The sequence below is a fragment of the Erysipelatoclostridium sp. DFI.2.3 genome (assembly GCF_019132535.1).
Taxonomy (GTDB): Bacteria; Bacillota_I; Bacilli_A; order Erysipelotrichales; family Erysipelotrichaceae; genus Clostridium_AQ; species Clostridium_AQ innocuum.
Map to the genome: position 1 here is coordinate 149112 of NZ_JAHOOJ010000011.1, position 26070 is coordinate 175181.

Sequence of the window (26070 nt, forward strand, 5' to 3'; positions counted from 1 at the left end):
CTCTTTTTATATATGACAAATACTTATATCAAATAGTTTTCCATGCTTAAAAGGTATAGATGAGTATTATATCCATTACTTTTAAGGTATAGAAAAAATAAACAGTGCCATCTCACTGTTTAGATACTCATGCTAATAGAATGATATAAATTCTGTGTTGTATTTTTAAAAGAAAGAAGTTTTTCCTCAGCCACGGAAATGACATAAAACGAAACAGGTTTTTCGCCAGCTTATGAGAATGACATGAATCAAAAAATAAGAATTGCTGACTTATACAATCATTTCATCACAAAAGCATCCAAATTTCGCAAATAAAAAGTGCCAGTTTGATTGGCACTTCCTCTGTTTCTTTTATTCGACTCCAATTTTATAACCCGTTCCTTGAATTGAGTAAATTCAATTTTCGTTGACAAATACGTATTATTTTAAATGTCAGTGTTCCTTGTAGTTTACTGTATTTGAGTACTTTTTGAAGTTTTAAGCTCCAAATAAACCCCAAAATCCATAATCTACAAGATTAAATAATCTAAATAATCTTTAATGTTTGCAGTATCTTATCTACATCAGTGAACATTAGTTTTATCCCTTTTCTACTATATAAAGATATTAGTTTATTTGCTTTAGATTTCAAATTGTGTTTTACCTTATTCGATAATTCAATAGGCTTTTTGGTGTTTTTATCTATATATATTTCTTTAAAATATTGTTCAGTAACTGGAAACATATTTTGTAACAAAAAAGCCTTTTTTTCTCCTAAGACATATCCAAATTCAATAGTATCGCAACGACCGTATTTTTGAATGTTCTTATCATATATTTTCTGGTACTTTTCTATTTGATGAGAAAATGGTATTACCCAATAATAGTCACCTTGATCAATCTTGATAGCACAAAAAGCAGGACGTCCATGTTTTCCATTTTCGTCATCCGGTTTATTGATGGGTAATGTTTTGTCTTGAACCAAATCAAAAAACGACTGTTTTATAAAATATAGATTTCCTAATTGAACCATAGAATTAAACTCCTAAATAAAATGCCCCAACTAGGGGCAATTTGTACATTCGCCTTTTATATCCCGTACACGAATTAACGGCTAATATTTGAACGCTGGCCTTTTATATCCCGCAAGCCAGCTAGCGGATAATATTTGAACATAACTGTTCATTTAATAGTATGTCCAGATATAAATAAATATTCATCTATATCCTTCAACTATATTTTAATGAATATTGATACTTAAGTCAATAATTATAATACTTTTATCAACAAAAAAAGTAATTATCTATATTTCTTAGAAATGAATATATTAACTTCTGTTTTGTTTCCTTAATGTTTCAATCGCAATTTTAATTGCATTATTATTAGGCTTTATCATATCCCTTCATCCCAATATCTTTTGTGCCACTTAAAGGTTGGTGCGAATCTTTAGGTTTATCTAATTTTATTTTACTTGGCAGTACTATAGCATCACCAACCACTAAAACCTCACCAATGTCTAAAAGTGGTAAATGTTCAAAAGTGCTTTTTAAAGAGTCAGGCAACAAATTTTTAATTACTCCTTTATCACATTTATTTGTTAATCTTAAAATGATAAATTTACTATTCATGATATAAGACATATCCATTCATCCTTATGTTAATAGTCTTAAAAATGAACCTATAAATAAGCACCACAACAAATAAATTTAAAGCATAAGCAATGCTACTTTATTATGCTACAGGATACAAAAAAGCCCGAATCTATCGAGCTTTTCATATCCTATTGTATTTTTGAGTACTATTCGACTCCGAGAATGAAGCTGTACACCGGCTGATTACCGCTGTTCACTTCCACTTCAACATCGTATTTATCTTCAATGTAGGAAGCAATTCCCTGTGCTTCTTCTTCTGTGATATCCTCACCATAAATCAGTGTGACGATTTCACTTTCCTCATCCACCATGGCATCGATCAGATGACGTGTCGTATCCAGCTTATCCGGATTCGATACAATGATATCCTTTTCCAGAATACCCATATAATCACCTTCACAGATTTCCATACCCTCAAAGGTGGTATCCTTAATCGCATAGGTTACCTGTCCGGTTTTCACAAGTGCAATCGCATCGCTCATTTCTGAAAGGTTCATATCAAAATCCACTTCCGGATTGAACATGATGCATGCGCTCAGCCCCTGCGGAATCGTCTTTGTCGGAATAACCTCCACATGCTGATCCTCACAAACCGAAGCAGCCTGCTGTGCCGCAAGTACAATATTGGAATTGTTCGGAAGAATGAAGATATGCTCGGCATTCACCTTGTCGATTGCCTGTACAAAATCCTCTGTGGAAGGATTCATCGTCTGCCCGCCACTGATAACATAATCAGCACGAAGCTCTGTAAACATATCCTTTAAACCATCACCGGCCGCAACCGTGATAATCGCATATTTGCTTTTCGGCTGCTGTGGCGCCTCTTCTTTTTCAACTGCAGCATTCATCATGATGTTCTCATGCTGTTCCTGCATATTTTCAACCTTCAGCTTGACAAATTCGCCATAGCGCTGCCCCATGTTCAGGGCATCTCCCGGTGTCAGTGTATGCACATGCACCTTTACGATATCATCATCCTGCACACAGACGATGGAATTACCAATGCTTGCCAGAGAATCACGCAGAGAATCCTCTCTGAAATTTTTCATACCGCGCTCAGACAGGCGAATGATGAATTCTGTACAATAACCGAATTCCTCACTTTCCATGGATGCCTGAACACCCTCGCTTGCTTCGCCAGCTTCCTCTTTCTGAATTACAGTTCCCTTCATTGCAGAAAGGAAGCCTTCAAAAATCGTCACAAGACCGGCACCGCCGCTGTCCACGACACCGACTTCCTTCAGGACAGGCAACAGCTCAGGTGTACGAATCAGAGATTCCTTGGATTCCTCCACCATCTTCTCCATTACCTGCGTTACCGTTACATCCTGTGTAGAGGTTGCATAGGCATACGTATAATCAGCCGCCTCACGCACAACGGTCAGAATCGTTCCCTCAACAGGACGCATAACCGCCTTATACGCAACACGTGATCCCTGTACCAGTGCATTGGCCAGCTGGAATCCGTTGATTTCCTTCATGCCTTCCACACCCTGATACAGACCACGGAAAATCTGAGAGGTGATAACACCGGAGTTACCGCGTGCCCCCATCAGCAGTCCCTTGGACAATACCTTGGCGATTTCACAGACATCATCACTCGGACAAGCCAGCGCATCCTGTACGCCGGCATTGAATGTCAAAGACATATTTGTTCCCGTATCACCATCCGGTACCGGGAATACGTTTAATGCATCGATTTCACTGAATTTGTTGGACAGCAGATTCGCACCGCTGGCCAGCATATCCTTAAATAAACTTCCGTTAATTGTCTCCATATGCAGTACCCTATTTCATAACCTTTACATCCTGCACATAGACATTCACTTTTTTGAATTCCAGTTCCAGGGATTTTTCAAGCATATATTTCACACGTTGCTGCACTTCGTAAACAATCTCACTGATTTTTACTCCATGAGACACTACGATGTACAGGTCCAGCTCCAGATGATCTTCCTTCTGTCGAACCACAACACCTTTTGCGTAATTTTCTTTCTTTAACAGTTCTGCGATACCGTCCTTCAGAAATTTTTGAGAAGCCATTCCGACTACTCCATAGCATTCTGTCACAACACCGCCTGCCAATGAAGCAATGGCATCAATGGAAATTTCGATATTTCCATACTGTGTACTTTTAGAGATTGACATAATATTCCTCCTTACATCTTATTTATTATACCAAAAACCGTATAGATTTCCAAGAATGTTCCTTCTTTTCTTATCTGTTTATTCTTTTTTACTGCAATTTTCGTTATGTATGGAATGCGTAGCGGCATCCGGCCATAAACAGACATTGCTTTTTTTCAGACGCTTCAGCGTCCCCAGATAATCGTTGAGCAGCGGCATGGACTCATAGGAGGTAAAAATGGTGTTGCCGTCCTGCATGATGATTTTCACCATATGCTTGTCATATGATGTTTCATACGGAACCATTTCCGATATCATCTGCACAATGGAATCCTCCACCTTCTGTTTTCCGCCAAAGCTTTTGGCAAGCTTTTTCCGCTCCGCAGCCGTAAAGCCGTCCACGAGCGGATAATTCACAATCGTATCCAGCATGGCGCTGTCGATTACCAGACTGCTTCCGTCATTCACCAATGCATAGTTTTTCCCATTATCGATATAATATCCGACAATGCTCTTTTCTTTCACTTCAATGGTAATGGCACCATCAAGTTCCTTATGTACAGTGGCAGCTTCAATCAGATCATCCTTCTCCAGCTTCCATTCCAGATAGAAGCGGGGGATGACGATATAGCGGCTGTCATAGGTCAGTCCTGCCTTTTGAAGAACCATTTGTTTCGTATAGAAGGAATTTCCTCTTACATCCAGTGATTTCACCTTTGAAAAATCACTGATAAAGTACAGCGCGGCAAGCGCGAGAGCAACCAGAAGAATCAGCAGTCGTTTCTTTCGTTTTTTCTTCCTGCGGTTCTTTTTCTTATTCTGAAGGGCCAGGTATTTCGCTTCGACGTCATCATAGAGAAGATCGTTTATATCTTCCAATTGAATTTCTCCACTTCCGTAATCAGCTCAACACCAAAACGGTCCTGTACTTCCTTCTGAATGACTTCTACCAGCTGTACTACATCCTCTGCCCTTGCATGATCTTCATTGACGATAAAATTCGCATGCTTTTCTGAAACCATCGCTCCGCCGATCCGTGTTCCACGCATACCGATTTCTTCAATCAGCTGCCATGCCTGATGATCCTTAGGATTGCGAAACATACTGCCGGCACACGGCTTGTCCAGCGGCTGAGAATCCATGCGGCGCTTTCTTCGGGAATCCATTAAATCACGAATTTCCTTCTGATCCCCCAGTTGCAGCTGCAGTCTTGCCCCCAGGATGATCCAGTCGCGGTGACTCTGGAATATCGAGTGGCGGTATGCGTATTCCAGCTCCTCGACGCGCATAACAACTATCGAGCGGTCCTTTAAAATGTAAACCTCTTTCAGAATCTGTGATATGTCACTTTTATAAGCACCGGCATTCATGAAAACAGCGCCCCCAAGCGTACCGGGTATGCCACTGGCAAACTCCAGCCCGCTGAAGGATTTTTTCATCGCTTCATGTGCAAGCATGATGATGCTGGCACCCGCCTGTACCAGACAGGAGCCTTCCTCCTCGAAGAAAAAATCAGTAAAATAGCGGTCCAGACAAAGGATCGCCCCTTCATAATCATCGTCGCTGCAAAGGATATTGCTTCCCTTGCCGAATATCCGGTGCGGAATTCCTTCCTCCTCCAGAATGTCCAGTATCCGAAGCAGACACAGCTCATTCTTCGGATAAATAAAATATTTGCAAGTCCCGCCGATACGAAATGTCGTCCGCTTGGACAGCGGCACCCGGCATTCCACATCGCCATAGGACTGTAGTTTCATTTCTATATTCATCTATGTTCACCTTTTCATTTCATCGCACCAGTTCAGTATATCCTCACTCGCATTCGGTTTTCCAAGCGCTAACGAAGCGCTGTGCATGGAAGCACGCAGCAAATCATCCGACATGATGCGATCGATTGCGTTGGATAGTGCCTCCGCATTCAAATCCTTTTCCTCCAGCATGACAGCCGCCTTGTGATCAACCAGTACGCTGGCATTATAAAACTGATGGTTATGGGCAACATAGGGACTCGGAACCAGTATACTCGGTGTACCGAGTGCAGTGATTTCCGCTGCGGTTGTTGCGCCGGCACGACAGACGATCAGATCGACATGCGCCATAATATCCAGCTGTTTTACATAATCGACGACTTTTACATGCGGGGCATGAATCTGCTTACGCATCTCTTCGTAATTGTTTTTCCCTGTCACAAACAGGATCTGATACCGTTCACTCACAGCAGGCAGTGCATCCTTCATGATGGCATTGACTGATGTGGAACCCAATGACCCCATAACAACCAGGATCAGCGGCTTGTGCAGGCTCAGACCGAGTGATAAAAAGTAGTCCCTGTCAAATTTGGCATGGACCGCATTGGTTGCACGGGGATTTCCCAGCAGTCTGGTTTTTTCTCTGCCGAACTCCTCAAAGCATTTTTCATAACAGATGACGATCGCATCCATATACTTAGCAACCATTTTATTAGAAACTCCGACAATGGAGTTTTGTTCATGGATCATGGTAGCTACATGCTTATGATGTGCCGCCAGCATGACAGGTGCACTCACATAGCCTCCAAAGCCAATCGCAATATCCGGTTTAAATTCATCAATAATCCTGCAGGCTTTTCGGTAACAGTTCATCATCAGCAGCAGTGCCCTGCACTTGTTGAAGACATTTCCTGTCAGTCCGCTGGCATGCAGTCCCTGAAAGGCGTAACCATGGGACGGTACTTCACTGGCCTCCATTCGATCATCATTTCCCACAAACAATATCTCAATATCCCCATAGCGCTCTTTTGCGGCATCCGCCAGCGCCATGGCAGGATAGATATGACCTCCGGTCCCTCCAGTGGCAATCAGCATTCTCATGTAATCACTCCTTGTTTTTTATTATACCATAGGAAGACGTGTTACTGCGCAGTAAATTTTATGTTTTTCAGCTTTCATTTGCAATGCTCATCAAGAGCCCCATGCTGCCCATCATGACCACAAGCGAGCTGCCTCCGTAGGATATAAAGGGGAGGGTGATGCCTGTAACCGGAAACAGACCGACAACAACGCCCAGATTGATCATCACCTGAATGGCAAACAGCGAGATCAAGCCGATAGCGACATAGCACAGATAAGGATCACTGCTGTTTTTGGCAATTTTCACGCCCTGATAAATCACCATCAGAAATAAGGTGATAAGGATACAGCAGCCGATAAAGCCGAATTCCTCGGCGAAGATGGCAAAGATGAAATCCGTCTGCGGCTCCGGCAGATAGAAATGCTTCTGCATGCTGTTATCAAAGCCGACACCCAAAATCCCTCCCGGTGAGATAGCAAACAATGACTGTATGATCTGAAAGCCTGCCCCCAGCGGGTCCTTCCACGGATCGATAAAGGAGGTGATACGGGCAAGGCGGTAGGGCGCGGATATGATCAGTCCACCCAGACCGGCAGCCCCCAGCATACCGACTCGCACAAAATAAGAAAGCGGTGAATCCGCCGCCAGCACCATGACGACAATGGAACAGACCATAACCATGCCGCTTCCAAAATCCGGCTGCAGCAGAATCAGACCAAAGCCAAGCATGACCAGAAAGGCCGGAAACAGCAGATCGCGCTTAAAGGTTTTGATGCGGTAGCGCTTTGCCAGAAAATCCGCAACGTAAATGATGATGGCAATTTTGAAAAATTCAGATGGCTGAATCAGAAAGGAGCCGACACCAAACCAGCTGCGGCTACCGTTTCGCTGGATGCCTAGCCCCGGAATCAATACCAGAATCAGGGCGATCACACACAGGATAAACAGCTTTTTCCCGTACCTGCGAAGCTTCGTCAGGGAAATACGGCTGGCCACATACATGACAAAGACCCCAATGAGTGCAAACACGGCCTGTCTGCTCATAAAATAGGATGCATCATTGAATTTCGCGGATGCCCATACACGGGAAGAGCTGCCCACCATGATCACGCCGATGACCACCAGCAGCAGAATCAGTACGGTGAGCGTCCTGCACTTTCTGGAAAACATAACTACCACCTCTGACACAGTGTATGCCAGCAAGAAAAAAAGTAGTACCCGACTACTTTTCTCTGTATTTCCCATTCAGGATATCATCCTCGACATGCACCTTGCGCAGATTGATCGTTCCAAAGACGCAGGATACATCTACCGCAAGATCCTGTGAGCCCTCCGGATGATGCTCCACACGGGTGTTTCCGAACACATTTTCACTTTTCACGCGATAATGTATCCTGTCACTGACCAGCAGGTCGATGCTGCCAAACACCGCTTCCAGCTTCACATAGCCGCATTCCGTTAAGTCCGCATCCACAAGATCAATCATCTGCGTTCCGAAAACACTTTCCGCCTTCAGTGAATACACAATACCATGAGCATTCAGCCGTTTGTTGCCGAAATAGGTGGCACTGCGCAAATCACGGCGGCCATCCTCCTCCTGCAGGACACTGTCACTATGTTTAAACCGCAGAAAGCTGTCCCCGATGATCATACGGCAGCCGAGCAGAATCAAGCCGATTGCCACCAGCATTCCCCATGTCAGGCGAATACTGATCCAGTCATTTGCACTGCACAGCAGATATACCCCCAGAATAAAAACACAGCCGTTTCCGAAATGGAAGCCGTCCTCAAAAAAGCTGAATACTGCCGGGATGATCAGAAACAGTGTCCACCAGCCCGGGAAAAAGATGGAGAAATCCCACCAGTCCATGGCGCCTCCCAAATATCCGATTCCAACTGCCAGAAACAGCAGTCCGATAATTCTTGATTTCATATGCATCGCATGTTCTCCTTTCCATCCTGAGCATTCCGCTTTCCAAACGCAGGATTTGCTGTTTTCTCTTTAAAATGCAGCTGGCTTTATTTCTTCAATGCCCCGTCCCACTTCACAAGTCTGGCGTGCAGCAGGTAGCGCAGCTCGCTGGGCTGTCCGTCACGTTCATAGGAACAGGTGCTTAACGAAACGATGCGATCCTGTCCTTTGACCGATACCTTTCGGTTAAAATCCGAAAGCTCCCTCACCATATCCACATAGCTCTTGAAGTCCGCATCATCCGCATACTGAAGCCGGTAGGAGGCACTCGTTGCACTCGTTGAATACATACTGAATATTTCGCAGCGGTAATTCTGCTGCTCAGTGAAGATATACAGATACGGATGCTGTTCAAAAAATGCCTGCTCCTTAAACTTCTCCAGCTCGGCAAACATGGTACCGTGCTTGACATTGTGTCCGTAGATGATGGTATTGCGATCCTGAAAGGAAGCATCTGCGCCGGCATCCATAAAAATAGCACCGGCATAATTTTCCTTTTTTTCAAAGGTGTGATTCAGATAATAGGAATTATCACTTCCCTGCACGATGGGATAGGATATATCTGTATCAGGGATCAGAATCCAGCCGACAACCTCCGGATTTTTCTCCTTCAATGCCTTCCAGTCAATCGTGAAATCCTCCTTTTCCGGATTTTTGGGAACCTTGGCAACCTCCTGTACCGCATCCTTTTCCTTCCCCTCCTGATAATTCAGATAGTAGATGCTGATCAGCTTATAGGCGGAAAACAGAAAAACGGCCAGAGCGATGACGAACAGTATATCATATATAATTTTTTTCGTTTTTGACATGGGTTTCTTCATGCGGATACCTCCGTTGCTGGTTTTCATTTTACCATAGTTTATACAAAATTACTATCCATACGGAATTTGTTTGACAATCCAATCGTTCTGTTCTATACTTCATTTAGACAGTTATCGAAATGAAAGAGGTGATGCTATGGGATTTCAGGAAACCTTCAAGGCGCTGTCCGATCCGACCCGCAGAGAAATTGTAAATCTGCTAAAGGACGGCAAGCGCAGTGCCGGAGATATCGTTTCACATTTTTCAAGCACAAATGCCACGATATCCCATCATCTTTCCATTCTTAGAAAGGCTGGTCTGATTACGGATGAAAAACAAGGGAAATACATTTATTATGAGCTGAATACCAGCGTGATTGATGAAATCATCGGCTGGATCACATCCCTGAAAGGAGAAGAGCAATGAAAAAGCAAACCCTGAGTATTGCGTTTTTGATTCTGATAACGTTTCTATTCTGTCTTGTAATTCTCCCCTTCCTGCCTGCGCAGATTCCGATTCACTGGAATGCGGAGGGTGTTATCGACAATTGGTGCGACAAGCTTTTTCTGTTCCTGTTTCCTGTGCTGCAGCTCGTAATCACCGTCGGTTTCCAGTTTGTCAGAAGCACGGATCCACGCAGGAAAAACGTGGAGCGCTTTGTATCTACCTGTAACGTATTTCTAATGGTACTGTGTCTGCTTATTTTCGGCATGTGTCTGATAACTGCTATTTCCGCATGGAAGCCGGATGCTTTGGATGTTCCAATGGCGATCACGCTGGGGCTTGGTTTCCTGTTTGCCGTCATGGGCAATCTAATGCCGAAAATCCGCCAGAATTATTTTATCGGCATCAAAACTCCATGGGCACTGGAGGATGAGGATAACTGGCGCAGAACTCACCGCATGGCTGGGCGTTTATGGTTTGCGGCCGGACTGCTCATGATGCTCCTCAGTGTGCTGCCAAAGGAAATTCTGACGGGGTCTATCCTTGGACTTGCATCGGCTATGGCTCTGGTGCCCTATATCTATTCATATTCACTGTTTCGCTCAAAGCGGATGAAAGGAGAAAACAAATGATTGAAATCAAGCATGTAACAAAAATATACGGAGGTACCCACAAGGCTGTGGATGATATCTCTTTGACAATACCTACGGGAGAAATCATCGGCTTTATCGGCCCAAACGGTGCCGGCAAAACCACAACGATCAAAATGATCACGGGTGTGCTCAATCCGGATGAGGGAGAAATCCTGATCAACGGGAAAAACATCGTTAAGGAGCCGCTGGAGGCAAAAAAGGAATTCGGAATCGTTCCGGACAACGCTGATATTTTCCTGCGGTTAAAGGGGCTGGAATACCTGAATTTTATGGGAGATATCTATGAGGTTGACAGCGAGCAGCGCAAGCAGCGCATCACCTCCCTTGCGGAAACCTTCGAGATGAAGGACGCACTCAATGACCGCATTCTTTCCTATTCCCACGGTATGCGGCAGAAAATCGTCATCATGGGTGTGCTGCTTTCCGATCCAAACGTATGGATTCTGGACGAGCCGATGACCGGTCTGGATCCGCAGTCCTCCTATTCTCTGAAGGAAATGATGAAGGAGCATGCCCGCAAGGGAAACACTGTTTTCTTCTCCACCCATGTGCTGGAGGTGGCGGAGCGTTTATGCGATAAGGTTGCCATCATCAACAGGGGACGCATCGTGTTCTTCGGTACACTGGAGGAGCTGAAGCAGCTGCATCCGCAATGTGATTCTCTGGAAGCCCTGTTCATGGAGGTCATTGCCCATGCGTAAATATCTGTCTCTGACACGGGTTCTGTTAAAGAATTCCATGGGGATGATGAGCGACGGCAAATCCAAGAAGGCACTCAACGTGTTCATATATGGCGTGCTTGCAGTCTGTATGATTCCGTTAGGCTTCACGCTGTACATGATGTTCAACACTGCCATGGCACAGCTGCAGCCCCTGCAGCAGGAGGGAGCTGTTCTGGCACTGGGCTTTCACATTTCCTCACTGGTAACCTTTCTGTTTTCCATTTTTCTGATTCCCTCCATCTTTTATTTCAGCAAGGATTCCGAAACCCTGCTGGCGCTTCCGCTGCCGCCGCAGACCATTCTGAGTGCCAAATTCAGTGTGTGTCTTGTGTATGAATATGCCTTTACACTGATCGTCTGCGTACCGCTGTACATCGCCTATGCAAACAATGCTGCAATTGGTATTCCCTATATTCTACTTGCGCTGGCAATTTTCATTACCCTTCCAATCTATCCCCTCGTCCTGTCCAGCATCATCACGATGCTGCTGATGCGTTTTGTGCCGTTTTTCAAAAACCGCGACCGCTTCAATATGATTGCCGGTATCCTTTCCATTATTCTGGCCTTCGGCTTCAGCTTTGCAATGAACTCCGGTACGATTGCAGAGGATCCCAATGCGCTCATTTCGATGCTGACACAGGGGAATAATTCCATGATTTCCCTGTTCTCCAAAATATTTCCGGCCATCCCCTTTGCCGCAGAAGCACTTATCAGCAGCGATGCACTGCAGCTGGTTTACTATATACTCATCACCTGTGCTGCTCTGGCGGTCCTGGTCATTCTGGGAAAATGGCTGTACTTTAAGGGAGCCATCGGCTTCAGCGAAACAAAAAGCTCCCGCAAGGAGCTGTCCGCAAAGGATTTTGCGCGTGTCAGCCGCCACAGCAAGGTACGCACCTATTTAATTAAGGAGCTGCGTCTGCTTATCCGTACACCGGTGTATGCAATCAACTGTATCGGCATGTGTGTACTGATGCCGATCATGCTGCTGGTCATCTTTATAACAGCGGATGCGGATGTCCTGCTGCAGCAGCTTCCGGATATCACACCGTATCTGGACGGCATGCTCCCCTATGCTGTACTTGCCGGCATGGCCTCAGGCTTTCTGTTCAGTAATCTGAACATGATTTCTTCAACCGCCATATCGCGTGAGGGAACAAATATCTCCTTCATGAAATACATTCCCATGTCATTGAAGCAGCAGCTGCAGGCTAAGGTACTCAGCGGTATTCTGATGTCTGTCATCAGCATGCTGCTGACGATGGTCTGTGTATACTTCCTGCTGCCGATTTTCCCGCTAACCTGGTATTTCGCTGCCGCAGCTGCTTCCCTTATCACCATCGTACTTGGCAATTATGCCAGTCTTGCGCTGGATATCCTGCACCCCAAGCTGGTTTGGGAACAGGAGGCAGCTGCTGTTAAGCAGAATATGTCGGGAATCGTGTCCATGCTGGCAGGTATGGCTATGACGGTTGTGACCTGTGTGCTGCTCTTCATCCTGCCGGATGACTACCTTCTTTTCGGTACGGCAGGCATGGTGATTGTATGTATTGCTGTTGATGTGGTATTCTATATGCGACTGGATAGCTTTGCACAGAAGCGCTTCCATCAACTATAGGAGTGAAATGAAATGAAGAGAATACTAATATATTTTGGTGACGAGCAGCAGAAGCAGCCCATTGTGGAACAGGTACTGAAGGACATGCATGCGGATTACCGTATCCTGCAGGATGCTGATCTCAATCAGTGTGTTGCCAATTTGATGGGCCTTCCCGGATTTGATGAGATACCGGATGCGAAGCCTGCTCACCACAGCATTGACCTCATGCTGTTTGAAGATGCTTCGGATGAGGAGATTCAAAAGGTGAATGAATGTCTGCAGGCAAAGGGAACTGCCATGCAGCGAAAAGCAATGCTGACAAAGCATAACAAAGGCTGGACTTTCCATGATCTGCTTTCAGAGATCGAACGGGAGCATACCTATTTTCAAACCATGGATGCCATTCGCACCCTGCTTGTCCAAAGCAGCGAGCTGGTGATCGAAGCCTATACCCCCGCTTCCTGGAAGTCCTATGAGCAGGCCTTTTATCAGGCGTATGAATGCATGAACAGAGAATGCTCCATGGAAGAACTCAACGGGGCCTATGAAGCCCTGTCCTCCGCAAAAAAGCTGCTTGAGCCGGCAGAATAAAGCCGTCCGCAAACGGAAGTCTGCATGGAAACGGATGAGCTACAGAAATCCGGATATAAAAATGGTCAATGGATGAAATTGACCATTTTTTATCCTCTGCATGAAAGGATATCTGCATACAGCCAGGAATCCGCAAATTGCGGTTCTATTTCTGCTAATCAAAAATTGTATTGGTATACATGTCTAGCAGCTATACGCTCGAATACCGGCTACCTCTTATAAATCCATGCAAATTCGATGTACAACAGCAAAATCATCCAGGCCGTATCCAGGCCGATTGTATACCCTAATATACCGATGTATCCTTCCCTACTCTTCAAATCGCGATAATTGATAACCGGCATATATATCCGCGAAATTCTTATCAAAATAATACAAATCACCGTCTGGAGCACTTTATACCTGCTGTACAAGCACCATTGTGCAAAAAAAGCCTGAACCGCGAGATCCTTCCTCATGTACATGGAGCCATGTGAAATTCACACAAAGCAAACACTATTCCTTATGGTATCAAGCATGCAACTGCAAAAGACGATTTGTCAGAATCTCGTGACAAATCGTCTTCTTTATATTTTCTGCTCACAGATCGAAACGTCTGTTTATACTTCCTCAAACTGGGAGTTGTACAGCTTGGTATAGAAGCCATCCGCTTTCATCAGATCCTCATGATTTCCGGCTTCCACAATATCGCCATCCTTCATAACAAGAATCAGATCCGCATCCCGAATCGTAGACAAACGGTGTGCAATTACAAAGCTTGTACGGTTCTCCATCAGCTTCTCCATGCCCTTTTGAATCAGTACCTCCGTACGGGTATCGACAGAGGAGGTTGCCTCATCCAGAATGAGCACCTTGGGATCTGCAAGGAAGGCACGCGCAATGGTCAGCAGCTGTTTCTGTCCCTGCGAGATATTATTGGATTCCTCATTAATCATCGTATCATAGCCATGATCCAGCGTACGAATGAAATGATCGACATAGGCAGCATCTGCCGCAGCCATGACTTCCTCATCGGTAGCATTCAGGCGGCCATAGCGCAGATTCTCCATGACAGTTCCGTTGAACAGCCACGCATCCTGCAGCACCATACCGAACAGTGAGCGTAAATCGCTTCTGCGCATATCCGTCGTCTTAATACCGTCAATATAGATGCTGCCGCTGTTCAGCTCATAAAATCTCATGAGCAGCTTAACAATCGTCGTCTTTCCGGCACCGGTTGGTCCGACGATGGCGATTTTCTTTCCGGGCTTGATATACATGGAGAAATCATTGATGACGATTTTGTCCGGTGTATAGCCGAAGTGTACGTTTTCAAAGGTAACCTGTCCCTTGATGCTCGTTTTTCCGTTTGCATCAAAGACCTCGACCGGCTGTGTCGTTTCTTTGACCTCTTCCTCTTCTGACAGAAATTCAAACACACGTTCTGCAGCTGCGGCTGTGGACTGCAGGACATTCATCGTCTGCGCAACCTGAGATATCGGGTTGTTGAAGTTTCGGACATAGATGATGAAGGACTGGATATCACCAATCTCAATGACCCCGTTCATCGCCAGCCAGCCTCCCAGAATACATACTCCGACATAGCCGATATTTCCGACAAACATGGCAATCGGCTGCATCAATCCACTAAGAAATTGTGATTTCCATGCGGAATCATAAAGCTCATCATTGTATTCGGCAAACTGAGCAATACTCTTTTCCTCACCGTTGAAGGCCTTCATAACAATATGACCGCTGTACATCTCCTCAATGTGTCCATTCACATTTCCCAAGGAACGCTGCTGCTTTGCAAAGAATTTCTGGGAATGCTTGACAACGGTCGTAACCAGGAACAGGGACAGCGGAATGACAACCAGTGCCATCAGAGTCATCTGCCAGCTGATGGACAGCATCATGACAAGGAATCCGATAATCTGCACAATAGAGGTTATCATCTGTGCCAGAGACTGGCTCAGGGTCTGCTGTACCGTATCAATATCATTGGAAAAGCGTGACAGCACCTCACCATGAGACTGCTTATCAAAATAGGAGAATGGCAGAATGTCGATTTTCGCCGCCATCGTCTTGCGCAGATTGAAGGATACCTTCTGTGCCACACCTGCCATCATCCAGTTCTGAATGAAATTGCATAGGGTGGAAATCAGATAGATAGCAATCAGAAATAACAGAATTTCTGCGATACGGTCGAAATTGATGGATCCTGTCCCATATATTTTAGCGGTAAATCCGCTGACCAGCTCGGTTGTCGCCCTTCCCAGAATCTTTGGTCCAACGACCATAAAGACCACAGACAGTACGGCAAAGAGCATGGATACGATAATATTCAGATAATAGGGGCGCATGTAGGCAATCAGCTGCTTCATGGTGCCCTTGAAATTTTTAGCTTTTTCTGTAGGAGCGCCCGGGCCTCTGTGCCCCATCGGTCCTCGCTTCGCTGCATGTGAAGAACGGTTTTCTTTACTCATTTTCCAGTTCCTCCTTTGATAATTGACTATATGCAATCTCTTTATAGACATCGCATGACTTCATCAGCTCCTCATGGGTGCCGATGCCGGCTACCTGTCCCTTATCCAGCACAACGATGCGCTGAGCATGCATGATACTGGAAATACGCTGTGCCACCAGCAGAACCGTACTTCTGGTTTCCTGACACAATTCGTTCAGTGCCTTTCGCAGGCGGGCATCTGTTTTGAAATCCAGTGCGGAGAAGGTATCATCAAATATATAAATTTCCGGTTTTTTGACAAGCGCCCTTGCGATGGACAAGCGCTGACGCTGTCCGCCGGAAACATTCGTACCACCCTGTGCAATCGGTGCATCAAAGCGCTCCTGTTTCTCATCAATGAAGTCCAGGGCCTGTGCAATGGATGCGGCCTCTTCCATATCGGCCGTCGTCGCATCCTCTTTCGCATATTGCAGATTGCTGGCAATCGTACCGGTAAACAGAGAACCCTTCTGCGGTACATATCCGATTTTTTCACGCAGATCATGCTGAGATACCCTGCGGACATCCACACCGTCCACCAGAATACTTCCCTCTGTTACATCAAAGAAGCGCGGAACCAGATTGATGATGGTTGATTTACCGCTACCGGTACTTCCGATAAAGGCGGTTGTCTCACCCGGCTGTGCCGTAAAGCTGATATCGTGAAGAACATCCTCCTCGGCGCCCGGATAGCGGAAGCTGACATGATGGAATTCAATACAGCCGCGTTTTGCTTCATCAAAGTGCTCTGCTGTTAACGGATCGCAGATGCTCGGCTCGGTATGCAGTACCTCCATGGCACGCTGTGCAGCCGCACTCGCTCTTGGCAGCATAATGGATATCATCGTAATCATCATGAATGCCATGATAATCTGAATTGCATACTGGATAAACGCCATCATATCACCAACCTGCAATGCTCCGGAATCAATCTGATGGGAGCCGATCCATACGATCAGTATCGAGGCGCAGTTCATAATCAGCATGACCAGCGGCATCAGACATGCCATGGCACGTGTGGTGAACAAATTGGTTTTCAGAATATCACCGTTTGCTTTCGCAAATTTCTCACTCTCACATTTCTGATTATTGAAGGCACGGATGACCGGCATTCCATCCAGAATTTCACGAACGACGGAATTCAGCTTGTCCATCAGCTTCTGCAGCATCTTGAACTTCGGCATAACAAAGGCGAATGCCACCATCATGATACTCAGAATGAGCACAACGACAAGTGCGATGATCCATGTCATGGATACATTGGTATTTACAACCTTGATCACAGCACCGATACCTATGATCGGAGCATAGATGACAATACGCAGAATCATTACCAGCGCCATCTGAATCTGCTGGATATCATTGGTGGTACGTGTAATCAGCGTATTCGTGGAGAATTTATTAAATTCAGCACTGGAGAAGTGTTCAACCTTATTGAAAACATCCTTGCGCAGGTTTCTGGATACACCTGCCGCGATACGCGCTGCCAGAAAGCCGACAGCAACTGCCGCAGCCGCAGAGCCAAGCGCTACTGCCAGCATCATAAACCCGTGCTGGAACAGATAGGTATACTGTATGGCATCCACATCAACACCGATGGCCTTGTATTCATTTCGCACATAGGCTGCATTGGCAGTATCTGCGGTTTCCGCCCCCATGGCATCGGTCACCTTATTCATTTCCTGTTTCATATCCATCAGCTGCTTTGATGGCATGGTTTCCAAAACGGTGAAGATGTCCATTCCCTTCGGCAGACTGGATAGCAGCTTCATCATCTTTTTCTGTTCATCCGACAATTCCCTGCTGGATGAGGATTTTCCGCTTTTGGCCTCGGCAGCACTCTGCTCCAGCCCCATGACAGTCGTTTCCGCCTTGCGCAGAGATTCCTTTATGGTATCTCTTGTCGCACTGTCCACATCCTTCAGCTCATATACATTTTCCTTTTTCAGTATCGGATAGGCATCCAGCTGATCGTCAGTTGCTTCTTCACTTATGAGCCTTGTGTAATTGTCTGTAAAGACCTTCTGTTCCTTTTTATCCATGAACAGAACAAGCTTTTTTACTTCACTTTCACGAATTACACTCGGAACACCGTCTTCCACACCACCGGATACGATACCGACATCGACTATACTGGACATATAATCCGGCATCGCCAGCTCACACATTGCCTGCGTGAACAGCAATGCCACAATCGCCAGAATCGATAGGGCAAACGGCTTCAGATATTTACCTAATTTCGTCATTTCTGTTCTCCTTCCTCAAGCTTTTCTTTGCGTTTCTGAGAATATGCCAGTGCCTTTTCCAGTATGCGGACAAACGCATTGGCATCCTCCTCACCGAGTTCCTCAATGAATTCAACAAGACGCTCTGTCATAAAGGCTTCACAGTTTTTCATCATCCGACGGGCATCCTCGCTTACCTGAATATAGACGCTTCTGCGATCTGTATCCAAAAGAATCCGGTCCACCCACCCCTTTTTCTCAAACTGCTTTATAATCTGGGAAATCGCAGCGGGCGTGACCTGAAAATAATCACTCAGCTCGCTCATCTTTACCAGATTGCCGTCATTGAGCTTCATAATGGCATCCAGGACCATGATATCGCGATGCTTCATTTTCGGATGATCATCTTTTTTCAGCAGGTTGTCTCTGCGAAACATGTAAAATAAATGTGTAACCTTCCGGACAATATCCATCTCATCCATTGTATCACCTCTCCAATTAGTTAAGTAACTTAATAATTAACTACCTTAACTATTATATTCAAAAATACAGTGATGTCAACAAAGATACTTTACTTCACACAAAGTTCACAATGTTTCCGCTTTCACCTGAAAATAAAAAAAGAGGATTCTAAAGCGTCCTCTTTCATCTGCATATTATTCCTGTACGGCAGCCTCTGCCTGTTCAATCGTTTTCAGAAAGCTCTGTGCCTTTTCCACGTAATAAATTTTATTACCGTGTGCACATACATAGCGGAAGCAGCTTTTCGCTTCCTCCAAGTCCTTCTCAACAAAAGCAATCAGTCCCAGGTAGTATTTGAAATCCACACGCTGAAATTCAAATCCTGCTGTCGGCATCGCTTTTTCAAAAAAGCTGCGGGAGCTGGAGAAGTTTTGATCCATCAGATCCAGCTTGTTCTGGATTCCCTCCAGACACTGTGTTTTAATCATTTGCATCGGCCCGTTGTTTACTCTGGCACCGGCCTTCTCACACTCATCGTAATGATATTTCACCATACTGCGATCACCCAGCTGGTAATACGCATATGCCATCAGCGAGTGATAGGCGAAGATGAAGTTTCCTCTACCCTGCGCACTGGTTGCCAGCACATCGATTGCCAGATGCGGATCATTCAGATATACCATGCACTGTGCAAGATGCTGGGGCATCGGAAAGTTCTTTTTCCGCTTTCCTTTTTTGGCATAGGCAAAAATCGCCGTTGCACAGGCCTCGGGATTGCATTGATCATACAGCAGGGAAATAATCGGCTGCATGGACATGTTCTTCTGTTTGGTGAGCTGGAAAAACAGAATGGAATACATCATCATTGCCGCAAAGACCGCTATGAAATTCTCAACATACAGAATCACAAGCAGAACCGCAATCAACCCTGTAAAATACAGAAGGTTCATTTTCAGATTAAAGCTCCAAGCCTTTTTGCCAAGTGCTTCATACTCACTCAGATATGCATGATGCAGGCGGTAAACACGTTCCACCTCCGCAACACTGGTCACATTTTCCTTTGCGAATTCCCTGCGCCTGCCTCTGTTGGGAATGCTCAGCATGCCATACAGGCAGACAACAAGTGCCGGAAGCACAGTTACGGTACCAATCAGCTCAACGATGGTGAAGCCGCCCATAAAAAACAGCACCATGATGAGGATAAAGGGAACATTAAAGCGCTGCATGGCATAGCTCAGCAGCATGACGCCGTTGGCAAGACCGGATATGGTCAGACCGCCGATCAGATAATACATATAATCCGCTTTTACAAGCTCCCCTGCCATTTCCGCAGGGATGCTTTGCTGCATCAAAGAAACGATATACTCTCTTTGATAGCCCATAAATCCAAACAGGACTGCACCGGCCGCAAAGCTGACCAGTAAAACCACAAGATGTTTCTTACATTGATATTTCCACATACAATTACCTCTTTTAAATACTGTAACATACTATATCATAAACAAATGAAAAGGAAAAGAAATTTCCCTTTCCTTTCCATAAGTTTTGTATAAATTTACTCGCTTTTGATTTCTCTGCCGTTCATCATCGGTGCACAGACCAGCACAATGATAACCGATATAACAAAATTCATCGCCAGCGAAATCATCGTCAGCTGCTGCAGAAGCTCCAGTGTAAACTCCCCCCTGCTCAGGAAGAAAATGGTCAGCCCGATACCGGGAGCAGCTGCTGCAACCATGATCAGCATACGCAGCATATTCTCCATAATTGCGTTGTTGCGACTCTTTAAAATACGTACAGACAGCACGCTCGCTGACAGAAAAAGGGTTGCATAGCCCAGCAGCATGATGAAATACTGCAGGACACTGGCAATATCTATCTGATACAGCAAAGCCGCCACAAGAATTGCAGCACTCATCGGCAGCAGCATCTTCAAAAAGGTCGGCAGCAGCACGCAGAGCAGCTTTTTCAGCGGGTGATCGGGAATCAGATAAATCTGATAGTTGTTCATATCCTTCATGAAATCGGAATTCTGAACAATGGTGAAGAGCCAGAACATCATCATATACATGAAAAAGCCAAAGCCCATATCCATGATGAGCGTGATAACCAGATAAATACCAATTGTCATAACATCCGTCCAGCGGATATAATCATTGGATTTGCGCAGCAGCAGAACATTCTTGGAAAAGATAGCCATCGCGCCGCTGCGAAAGCTCGCCTTAACCTCATGAATCTTACGATCACTCATTCCATCGCGTTTGCCGGCACGCACATCCTTATACAGCGCAGTAAACTCCTGTGCATCCTGCATGGCACGCTCCACAAAGTCCCCCTTATAGCCACATAGCAGAAGATAGGCTGCCATACAGGAAATCAGAAGTAAGCCGATTCCAAGCAGCATAAGTCCCCACGAGGAAGCGATATAGGAAACCAGTATCATTTTGATCCATCCAAACAGCGGCACCCAGTAAAACAGCTCCGTATTCAGAAAAAGTGTTCCACTTCCTGTCAGCGCAAAATCGTTCTGCAGGACGACCATGCCATACACCGCCGCAACCATCAGGACATACAGCAAAGCGGCAATCGCAGGGATATGGCGGTAGCTGTCCTTTTGAATCGAGAGCAGATACACATAATAATACACAACCAGAAAGACAAAATACACAAAAGAAAAGCAGAGGAATGCAATCAGCAAAAACGGAAATGACAATTCAATCGTGCTTCCCAGCAGAATGACCATAAGCAGGGAAACTGCCCCGCACAGAAAGGCGGAAGCGATATTCTGCAGCATGAGAAAGCGCATGGTCTGTACACGGGTAAAGGGTCCGCTGAACAGATAGAAGGCATCCGCCTCCATAAACAGCGCCTTTCTTTTCTGCAGCAGCATGACGCCGACCATCAGCGCCGTAAATCCGACACCGATCATGATCGCCATATTGGCATCCGTGATATTCTGCATTGACAATGCAATTTCCGGCTTGGAAAGACTCATGACAATCAGTCCGCCGTACAGTAACATCATGAGTATGGCAAAAATCGCGCTTCCCTTACGGGAAAATACATGGCGGATATTCGCCTTCATGCGTGTCAGATACAGCTTATACAGTATGCTCATGTTCATCACCTTCCACAGATGCAAAGAAGATTTCCTTGATACTTTTATCCTTCAGATCTTCCTTTCGCACATGCGCAACAATTCTTCCGTGATCCATAATATAGGCGCTGTCCCATATCGCTTCGATCACATCAATGATATGCGTGGAAATCAGAATGGCAACCCCCTGCTGCTTCAGACGTACAAACAGCTGCAGCGTTTCTTCAATACTTGACGGATCCAATCCCACCATCGGCTCATCCACCAGCAGCGTCTTTGGGGAAATGATCAGTGCCAGCAGCATGCTGACCTTCTGCTTCATCCCTTTGGACAGCTCACGAACCGCTTTTTTGCGTTTGTCCTCCAGCTTGAACAGGGCGATATATTCATCTGCAAGCGCACGGTAATTCTCACAGCGGTATGCCTTTCCGATAAATTCCACATGCTCATCTATGGTCAGAAGATCATAGAGCACCGGTGCCTCGGGAATATAGCCAAAGCCCTTTTTCGCATCCAGTGAGCTGTTGGCAACACCGTTGATTTTAATATCTCCCTTATACTGCAGCAGATTGGTTATGCTCTTGATAGTTGTCGATTTGCCGGCCCCGTTTGGTCCCAGCAGAATGGTCACCTCGCCATCCGCTGCACATAGGGAAACATCATCCACAGCCTTGAATTTCCCATACAGCTTTGTCAGATTCTTTACTTCGATCATAATACACCCTCGTCTTTCTTTTTTATTTGAATTTCTTTTTTATCCCGAAACTGACGATATTGAAAGCACATCCACAGAAAGCCTTCTATCGTACAGACTGTCCCGAGTATCAGCAACAGACTATGAATGTCCGCAGCCCAGTCAAAGCCACTTGCAAACAGCATACCGGCTCCGGACACAAACAGCACTGCCCCTTTGCGAAAGGTAAGATTCACGATACGAAGACGTCTTCTCTTCATACGCAGCATAATACCGACCACCATCAACAGGCCGACAGCCCCCAGAATCGAGCCTGTCATCAAAAGGATCATCGACACCACAGAGCTTTCGATCCACAGCAGGGACAGCAGACAGAGACAGCCGATTACCAGGGCACCGGCGAATATATGCAGAGTCGAACGATATCCCTCCATTCTGGTTTCCACCTCACTGTGCAGAGGAACACATCCCTCCTCAGCCCAGAAAAAGTAAACATCTTTTCCCTCGGGATTTATGATATGCCAGCCGCTGTTTTCAAACAGCTGAAAGTAGGCTTCTTTTTCATCCTCCTTCAGCTTCTGCATATCGTAGCTGAAGATGCGGTTGACCGGCTCCTGCTTTTGCAGGATGTAGCACATACCGCGAAATTTCTCAAACACCCAGCCTTCCTTTGCATACTGATGCAGCATTTCCATATCCTCACAATCGGAAAAGGCAAGACCACCGCACATCACGCGTTTTCTATCCTTCATATCCGTTTTCCTCCAATATTCGCAATCCGTCCTCCACCATGCGTTTTCGTCGGGCAACCTCATGGAGCAGCACCTGTCTGCCGGTATCGGTAATCTGATATTTCTTCGTCCGATCCGCAGTAACAGAGGTCTGCAGAATCCATTCCGCCCTGCACAGCTTCTTCAGCAGAGTATACAGTGTTCCCGGACCCATGGTGATGCTTTGATTGCTGAGCTCTTCGATATATTTCATAATCGCATAGCCATGGCGCTCGATCATCAGCGACAGCAAAATGTAATACATGGCATCTGTCAGCTGCGCACTCTCCATCGTATTGCTTTTTGACATATTCTCAACCTCCATAATAGATATATCCATTTTAGATATATCTATTACAGATATAATATACCATACCTAAAGATAGGCGTCAACATATTTTGATTTTCAAACTGAAGGAGCTGAAGAAAGCATACAGATGGCGCATGCTTTCTTTATCCTACATGCCTTTCAGCGGCTGCAGAAAGACCGCGACAAGACAAAGCAGCACTGCGAAAACCAGCTTCATTTCCTCATCCCTTCTTTCCTGCACGGATATTTCATATGGTATACGATTTGAAATACCGCTATATTCCTGAAAAAGCATGTAAAAAACAGGTATTTTACGCTTGATTGCACAAAAAAAAGAGCTGTACACAAACGTATACGTTTATGTACAGTGCACAGAGATATTTTATAGCATACTCCCCCATTGCGCAAGAGTCCCATGTAAAATAATGAAATTCTTACCATCCGCCCGTTGCGATTCACCGAGGCATAATGAATCCTCAGGAATACCAAAAAGGTATTACGTTCTTCATGAGGTTCCTGCCATATGTTACTGTTTTTACCCTTAATTAAACCAATTTCTACCATAAGATTAGTGAATGATAATACTTACCCTTTCATACTGACAGCATAAATGATTGAGAAGGATACCGGTATGGACAGGCTGTAAAAAAAAGACGCGGAATCGTCCTGCAGCTTCCGCAGCCTTCTTACGTTTAATAAAAAATACAGTGCTTTTCCCGTTTATCTTTGGCAGCCAGCCCGATGAAGGTGGAGCCTGCCGGCACATCACTGATCACAACCGCGTTGGCTCCGACCTTGGCATCATCATGAATCGTGATGTTGCCAAGACATTTTGCCCCCGCTCCAATCATCACCCGATCTCCCAGCGTAGGGTGCCGTTTGGCATGCTGTTTACCCGTCCCCCCCAGCGTTACACCGTGATACAGCTGACAGTCATCTCCGATGACGGCAGTCTCTCCGATGACAACACCCATTCCATGATCAATCAGCAGACCTCTGCCAATCGTTGCCCCCGGATGAATTTCTATCCCTGTCCAATGCCTGGCGATGTTGGAATTCAGCCTTGCCAGAAAAAACAGATGATGCTTGTACAGGAAATGAGAAACCCGATGAAAGGCCAGTGCACGGATATGCGGATACAGCAACAGAATTTCCAGCTTGGAATGCGCTGCCGGATCGTTTTGCAGGGAGCGGTTGAGGTTGTGATTGATATCCTTCAACACCCGAAACATATCAGTCAAAATCCAGTACGGAGAGGTATTTTTCTCCACCGTCCGGTGCTACCGTAACGATCTTTTTTCCGGGATAGCGTAAAGATAAACGTTTTGCTAAAGCAATGTTGGCACCGGAGCTGATACCGACCAGAATTCCGGTTTCCTTAGCGAAGCGCACTGTCTCAAAAACAGCCTCACGATCGGATATCAGCAGAATATCATCCGCCAGCTCCCGATCAAAATTAGCAGGAACAAAATTTGCCCCAATACCCTGTATTTTGTGCGAACCAGCCTGTCGTCCACTTAAAACCGCACTCTTTTCCGGCTCTCCAGCCATGCATAAAATCGCGGGATTGTATTCCTTCAGCCGCTTTGCCACCCCGCTGAAGGTACCACCGGTTCCGATGCAGGCAACAAAGATATCCACATCCTGCAGCTGATCCAGAATCTCTTTTCCGGTTGTCTCATAATGCGCATTTGGATTATCGGGATTGTCGAACTGGGAAAGTGAACGATAGTTTGTGTTCTCCTTCATCAGCCTTTCCATTTCATCCATGGCTCCCTGCATTCCCTTTTCCCCCGGTGTCAGCACAAGTGTTGCACCGTAGGCCTTTACCAGCTGACGGCGTTCCATACTCATTGTTTCCGGCATAATGATAATGACCGGAATATGGTAAACGGCACCAAGCATAGCAAGTGCGACACCGGTGTTACCACTGGTGGCTTCAACCAGTACAGTATCCTGTCTGATTTCTCCCTTATTCATGGCAGCGTCCAGCATCCCCAGCACTGCGCGGTCCTTGATGCTGCCACCGATGTTATATTTTTCCAGCTTTACATAAATATTGGTATCCTCTATATGGTACAAAGGGGTGTTTCCAATCAGCTTTACTGTTTCCTTCATCTTTCATGTCCTCCTTTTACAGTTGATATTCTCTATGAACTTGACGATTACAACATCGTTCACGGAGCAGGACGCTTTCGCATTTGAACGTATTCCAGAACAATTTTCCTGCTGCATATGCTTTCATGCGACAAACCTCCTTATCTGCTATAGTATATTCCTTTTCAAAAGGAAAAGACACTATGACGCTTTTATGCTCTTTATTATCCCATACTTATACAAAAAAAGAAACAGTTTGAAGGTATTTTCTGAAAGAAATGAAACTTTGTGTAAGCTGTCATCCAGTGATTGGACCATGCGATTTGCTTTCACTACAGATGGATGGGACTGTAAGGCCACTATGCACAGATTCCCCATGTAGAGGATAACATGGAAATTTGTAAAAAAATAAAAAATTTAGGAGTTTTGTATGTTTCATACGTATATAAGAGTATATAGGAAAAAAAGGAGGATACTACCTATGGAAAAAGAATATGCAAAGGATTACCCGATCCCCTTTCACAATGATGTTTTCTTCAAATACATGCTGATTGGGGACG

Annotated in this window: 26 protein-coding genes and 1 pseudogene; 6 read left to right on the forward strand and 21 right to left on the reverse strand. The window is 45.5% G+C overall.

The window, feature by feature from the left end:
- Nucleotides 1-526: 526 nt before the first annotated feature.
- The 10 genes from cptIN to srtB form a co-directional block, all read right to left on the reverse strand.
- Nucleotides 527-1012, reverse strand: a complete 486-nt coding sequence (gene cptIN / locus KSZ58_RS12895; RefSeq protein WP_009270993.1) for a type III toxin-antitoxin system CptIN family toxin — start codon at nt 1010-1012, stop codon at nt 527-529.
- A gap of 349 nt (nt 1013-1361) precedes the next feature.
- Nucleotides 1362-1619 carry an ATP-binding protein gene (locus KSZ58_RS12900; protein ID WP_009270994.1) on the reverse strand — a complete coding sequence of 86 codons (258 nt, stop codon included), beginning with the start codon at nt 1617-1619 and terminating at the stop codon, nt 1362-1364.
- Between the two features lie 158 nt (nt 1620-1777).
- A complete protein-coding gene (locus tag KSZ58_RS12905) occupies nt 1778-3409 on the reverse strand; it encodes a DAK2 domain-containing protein (protein WP_009270995.1) in 1632 nt (543 codons plus the stop codon).
- A gap of 10 nt (nt 3410-3419) precedes the next feature.
- Complete coding sequence (locus KSZ58_RS12910; RefSeq protein WP_002610499.1) at nt 3420-3779, reverse strand: Asp23/Gls24 family envelope stress response protein; 360 nt, start codon at nt 3777-3779, stop codon at nt 3420-3422.
- A 78-nt stretch (nt 3780-3857) separates the two neighbouring features.
- Entirely contained in the window at nt 3858-4637 is a 780-nt protein-coding gene (locus tag KSZ58_RS12915; RefSeq protein ID WP_009587585.1) for a cell division protein FtsQ/DivIB, read from the reverse strand.
- Nucleotides 4625-5527 (reverse strand): UDP-N-acetylmuramate dehydrogenase, encoded by a 903-nt coding sequence (gene murB, locus KSZ58_RS12920; protein WP_002610497.1) that lies wholly within the window; start codon nt 5525-5527, stop codon nt 4625-4627. The genes KSZ58_RS12915 and murB overlap by 13 nt, the downstream gene beginning before the upstream one ends.
- 6 nt (nt 5528-5533) lie before the next feature.
- Complete coding sequence (murG, locus tag KSZ58_RS12925) at nt 5534-6607, reverse strand: undecaprenyldiphospho-muramoylpentapeptide beta-N-acetylglucosaminyltransferase (RefSeq protein ID WP_008817540.1); 1074 nt, start codon at nt 6605-6607, stop codon at nt 5534-5536.
- Between the two features lie 67 nt (nt 6608-6674).
- Nucleotides 6675-7757, reverse strand: a complete 1083-nt coding sequence (ftsW, locus tag KSZ58_RS12930; RefSeq protein WP_008817541.1) for a putative lipid II flippase FtsW — start codon at nt 7755-7757, stop codon at nt 6675-6677.
- 52 nt (nt 7758-7809) lie between these two features.
- Nucleotides 7810-8520 (reverse strand): hypothetical protein, encoded by a 711-nt coding sequence (locus tag KSZ58_RS12935; RefSeq protein ID WP_224720937.1) that lies wholly within the window; start codon nt 8518-8520, stop codon nt 7810-7812.
- A gap of 86 nt (nt 8521-8606) precedes the next feature.
- A complete protein-coding gene (srtB, locus tag KSZ58_RS12940) occupies nt 8607-9380 on the reverse strand; it encodes a class B sortase (protein ID WP_008728793.1) in 774 nt (257 codons plus the stop codon).
- A 136-nt stretch (nt 9381-9516) separates the two neighbouring features.
- Here srtB and KSZ58_RS12945 point away from each other — a divergent pair, with 136 nt between their 5' ends.
- From KSZ58_RS12945 to KSZ58_RS12965, 5 genes are read left to right on the forward strand one after another with little or no spacing between them, the layout of a single operon-like run.
- Nucleotides 9517-9786, forward strand: coding sequence for an autorepressor SdpR family transcription factor (locus tag KSZ58_RS12945; protein WP_002610489.1), 270 nt, complete (start codon nt 9517-9519; stop codon nt 9784-9786).
- Nucleotides 9783-10436, forward strand: a complete 654-nt coding sequence (locus KSZ58_RS12950; RefSeq protein ID WP_008817542.1) for an SdpI family protein — start codon at nt 9783-9785, stop codon at nt 10434-10436. The genes KSZ58_RS12945 and KSZ58_RS12950 overlap by 4 nt, the downstream gene beginning before the upstream one ends.
- Nucleotides 10433-11158, forward strand: a complete 726-nt coding sequence (locus KSZ58_RS12955; protein ID WP_002610485.1) for an ABC transporter ATP-binding protein — start codon at nt 10433-10435, stop codon at nt 11156-11158. The genes KSZ58_RS12950 and KSZ58_RS12955 overlap by 4 nt, the downstream gene beginning before the upstream one ends.
- Nucleotides 11151-12797 (forward strand): membrane protein, encoded by a 1647-nt coding sequence (locus KSZ58_RS12960; RefSeq protein ID WP_008817544.1) that lies wholly within the window; start codon nt 11151-11153, stop codon nt 12795-12797. The genes KSZ58_RS12955 and KSZ58_RS12960 overlap by 8 nt, the downstream gene beginning before the upstream one ends.
- A gap of 12 nt (nt 12798-12809) precedes the next feature.
- Entirely contained in the window at nt 12810-13370 is a 561-nt protein-coding gene (locus tag KSZ58_RS12965; protein WP_022300183.1) for a DUF3783 domain-containing protein, read from the forward strand.
- A gap of 599 nt (nt 13371-13969) precedes the next feature.
- On the opposite strand, the gene KSZ58_RS12970 is transcribed toward KSZ58_RS12965, so the two are convergent.
- The 11 genes from KSZ58_RS12970 to KSZ58_RS13020 all read right to left on the reverse strand — a co-directional run bounded on the left by KSZ58_RS12970 (nt 13970) and on the right by KSZ58_RS13020 (nt 25531).
- Nucleotides 13970-15835 carry an ABC transporter ATP-binding protein gene (locus tag KSZ58_RS12970; protein ID WP_008817547.1) on the reverse strand — a complete coding sequence of 622 codons (1866 nt, stop codon included), beginning with the start codon at nt 15833-15835 and terminating at the stop codon, nt 13970-13972.
- On the reverse strand, nt 15828-18101 hold the full coding sequence (locus tag KSZ58_RS12975) for an ABC transporter ATP-binding protein (RefSeq protein ID WP_008817548.1): 2274 nt from the start codon (nt 18099-18101) through the stop codon (nt 15828-15830). The genes KSZ58_RS12970 and KSZ58_RS12975 overlap by 8 nt, the downstream gene beginning before the upstream one ends.
- Nucleotides 18098-18562, reverse strand: a complete 465-nt coding sequence (locus KSZ58_RS12980) for a MarR family winged helix-turn-helix transcriptional regulator (RefSeq protein WP_002610474.1) — start codon at nt 18560-18562, stop codon at nt 18098-18100. The genes KSZ58_RS12975 and KSZ58_RS12980 overlap by 4 nt, the downstream gene beginning before the upstream one ends.
- Nucleotides 18563-18736: 174 nt before the next feature.
- Nucleotides 18737-20002, reverse strand: a complete 1266-nt coding sequence (locus tag KSZ58_RS12985; protein ID WP_217752775.1) for a hypothetical protein — start codon at nt 20000-20002, stop codon at nt 18737-18739.
- Nucleotides 20003-20097: 95 nt separating this feature from the next.
- Complete coding sequence (locus KSZ58_RS12990) at nt 20098-21660, reverse strand: putative ABC exporter domain-containing protein (protein WP_009587556.1); 1563 nt, start codon at nt 21658-21660, stop codon at nt 20098-20100.
- Nucleotides 21644-22354, reverse strand: coding sequence for an ABC transporter ATP-binding protein (locus KSZ58_RS12995; protein WP_009271000.1), 711 nt, complete (start codon nt 22352-22354; stop codon nt 21644-21646). The genes KSZ58_RS12990 and KSZ58_RS12995 overlap by 17 nt, the downstream gene beginning before the upstream one ends.
- Nucleotides 22351-23085 carry a DUF2812 domain-containing protein gene (locus KSZ58_RS13000; protein WP_009271001.1) on the reverse strand — a complete coding sequence of 245 codons (735 nt, stop codon included), beginning with the start codon at nt 23083-23085 and terminating at the stop codon, nt 22351-22353. The genes KSZ58_RS12995 and KSZ58_RS13000 overlap by 4 nt, the downstream gene beginning before the upstream one ends.
- Nucleotides 23075-23413, reverse strand: coding sequence for a PadR family transcriptional regulator (locus KSZ58_RS13005; protein WP_002610466.1), 339 nt, complete (start codon nt 23411-23413; stop codon nt 23075-23077). The genes KSZ58_RS13000 and KSZ58_RS13005 overlap by 11 nt, the downstream gene beginning before the upstream one ends.
- A 148-nt stretch (nt 23414-23561) precedes the next feature.
- Entirely contained in the window at nt 23562-23708 is a 147-nt protein-coding gene (locus KSZ58_RS13010; RefSeq protein WP_009587575.1) for a hypothetical protein, read from the reverse strand.
- Between the two features lie 397 nt (nt 23709-24105).
- A complete protein-coding gene (gene epsC, locus KSZ58_RS13015) occupies nt 24106-24645 on the reverse strand; it encodes a serine O-acetyltransferase EpsC (protein ID WP_002610463.1) in 540 nt (179 codons plus the stop codon).
- Nucleotide 24646: 1 nt separating this feature from the next.
- Nucleotides 24647-25531 carry a PLP-dependent cysteine synthase family protein gene (locus KSZ58_RS13020; RefSeq protein WP_022300184.1) on the reverse strand — a complete coding sequence of 295 codons (885 nt, stop codon included), beginning with the start codon at nt 25529-25531 and terminating at the stop codon, nt 24647-24649.
- Between the two features lie 409 nt (nt 25532-25940).
- On the opposite strand from KSZ58_RS13020, the pseudogene KSZ58_RS22750 reads away from it, so the two are divergent.
- Nucleotides 25941-26070 (forward strand): annotated as a pseudogene (locus KSZ58_RS22750) (transposase); the annotation flags it as partial.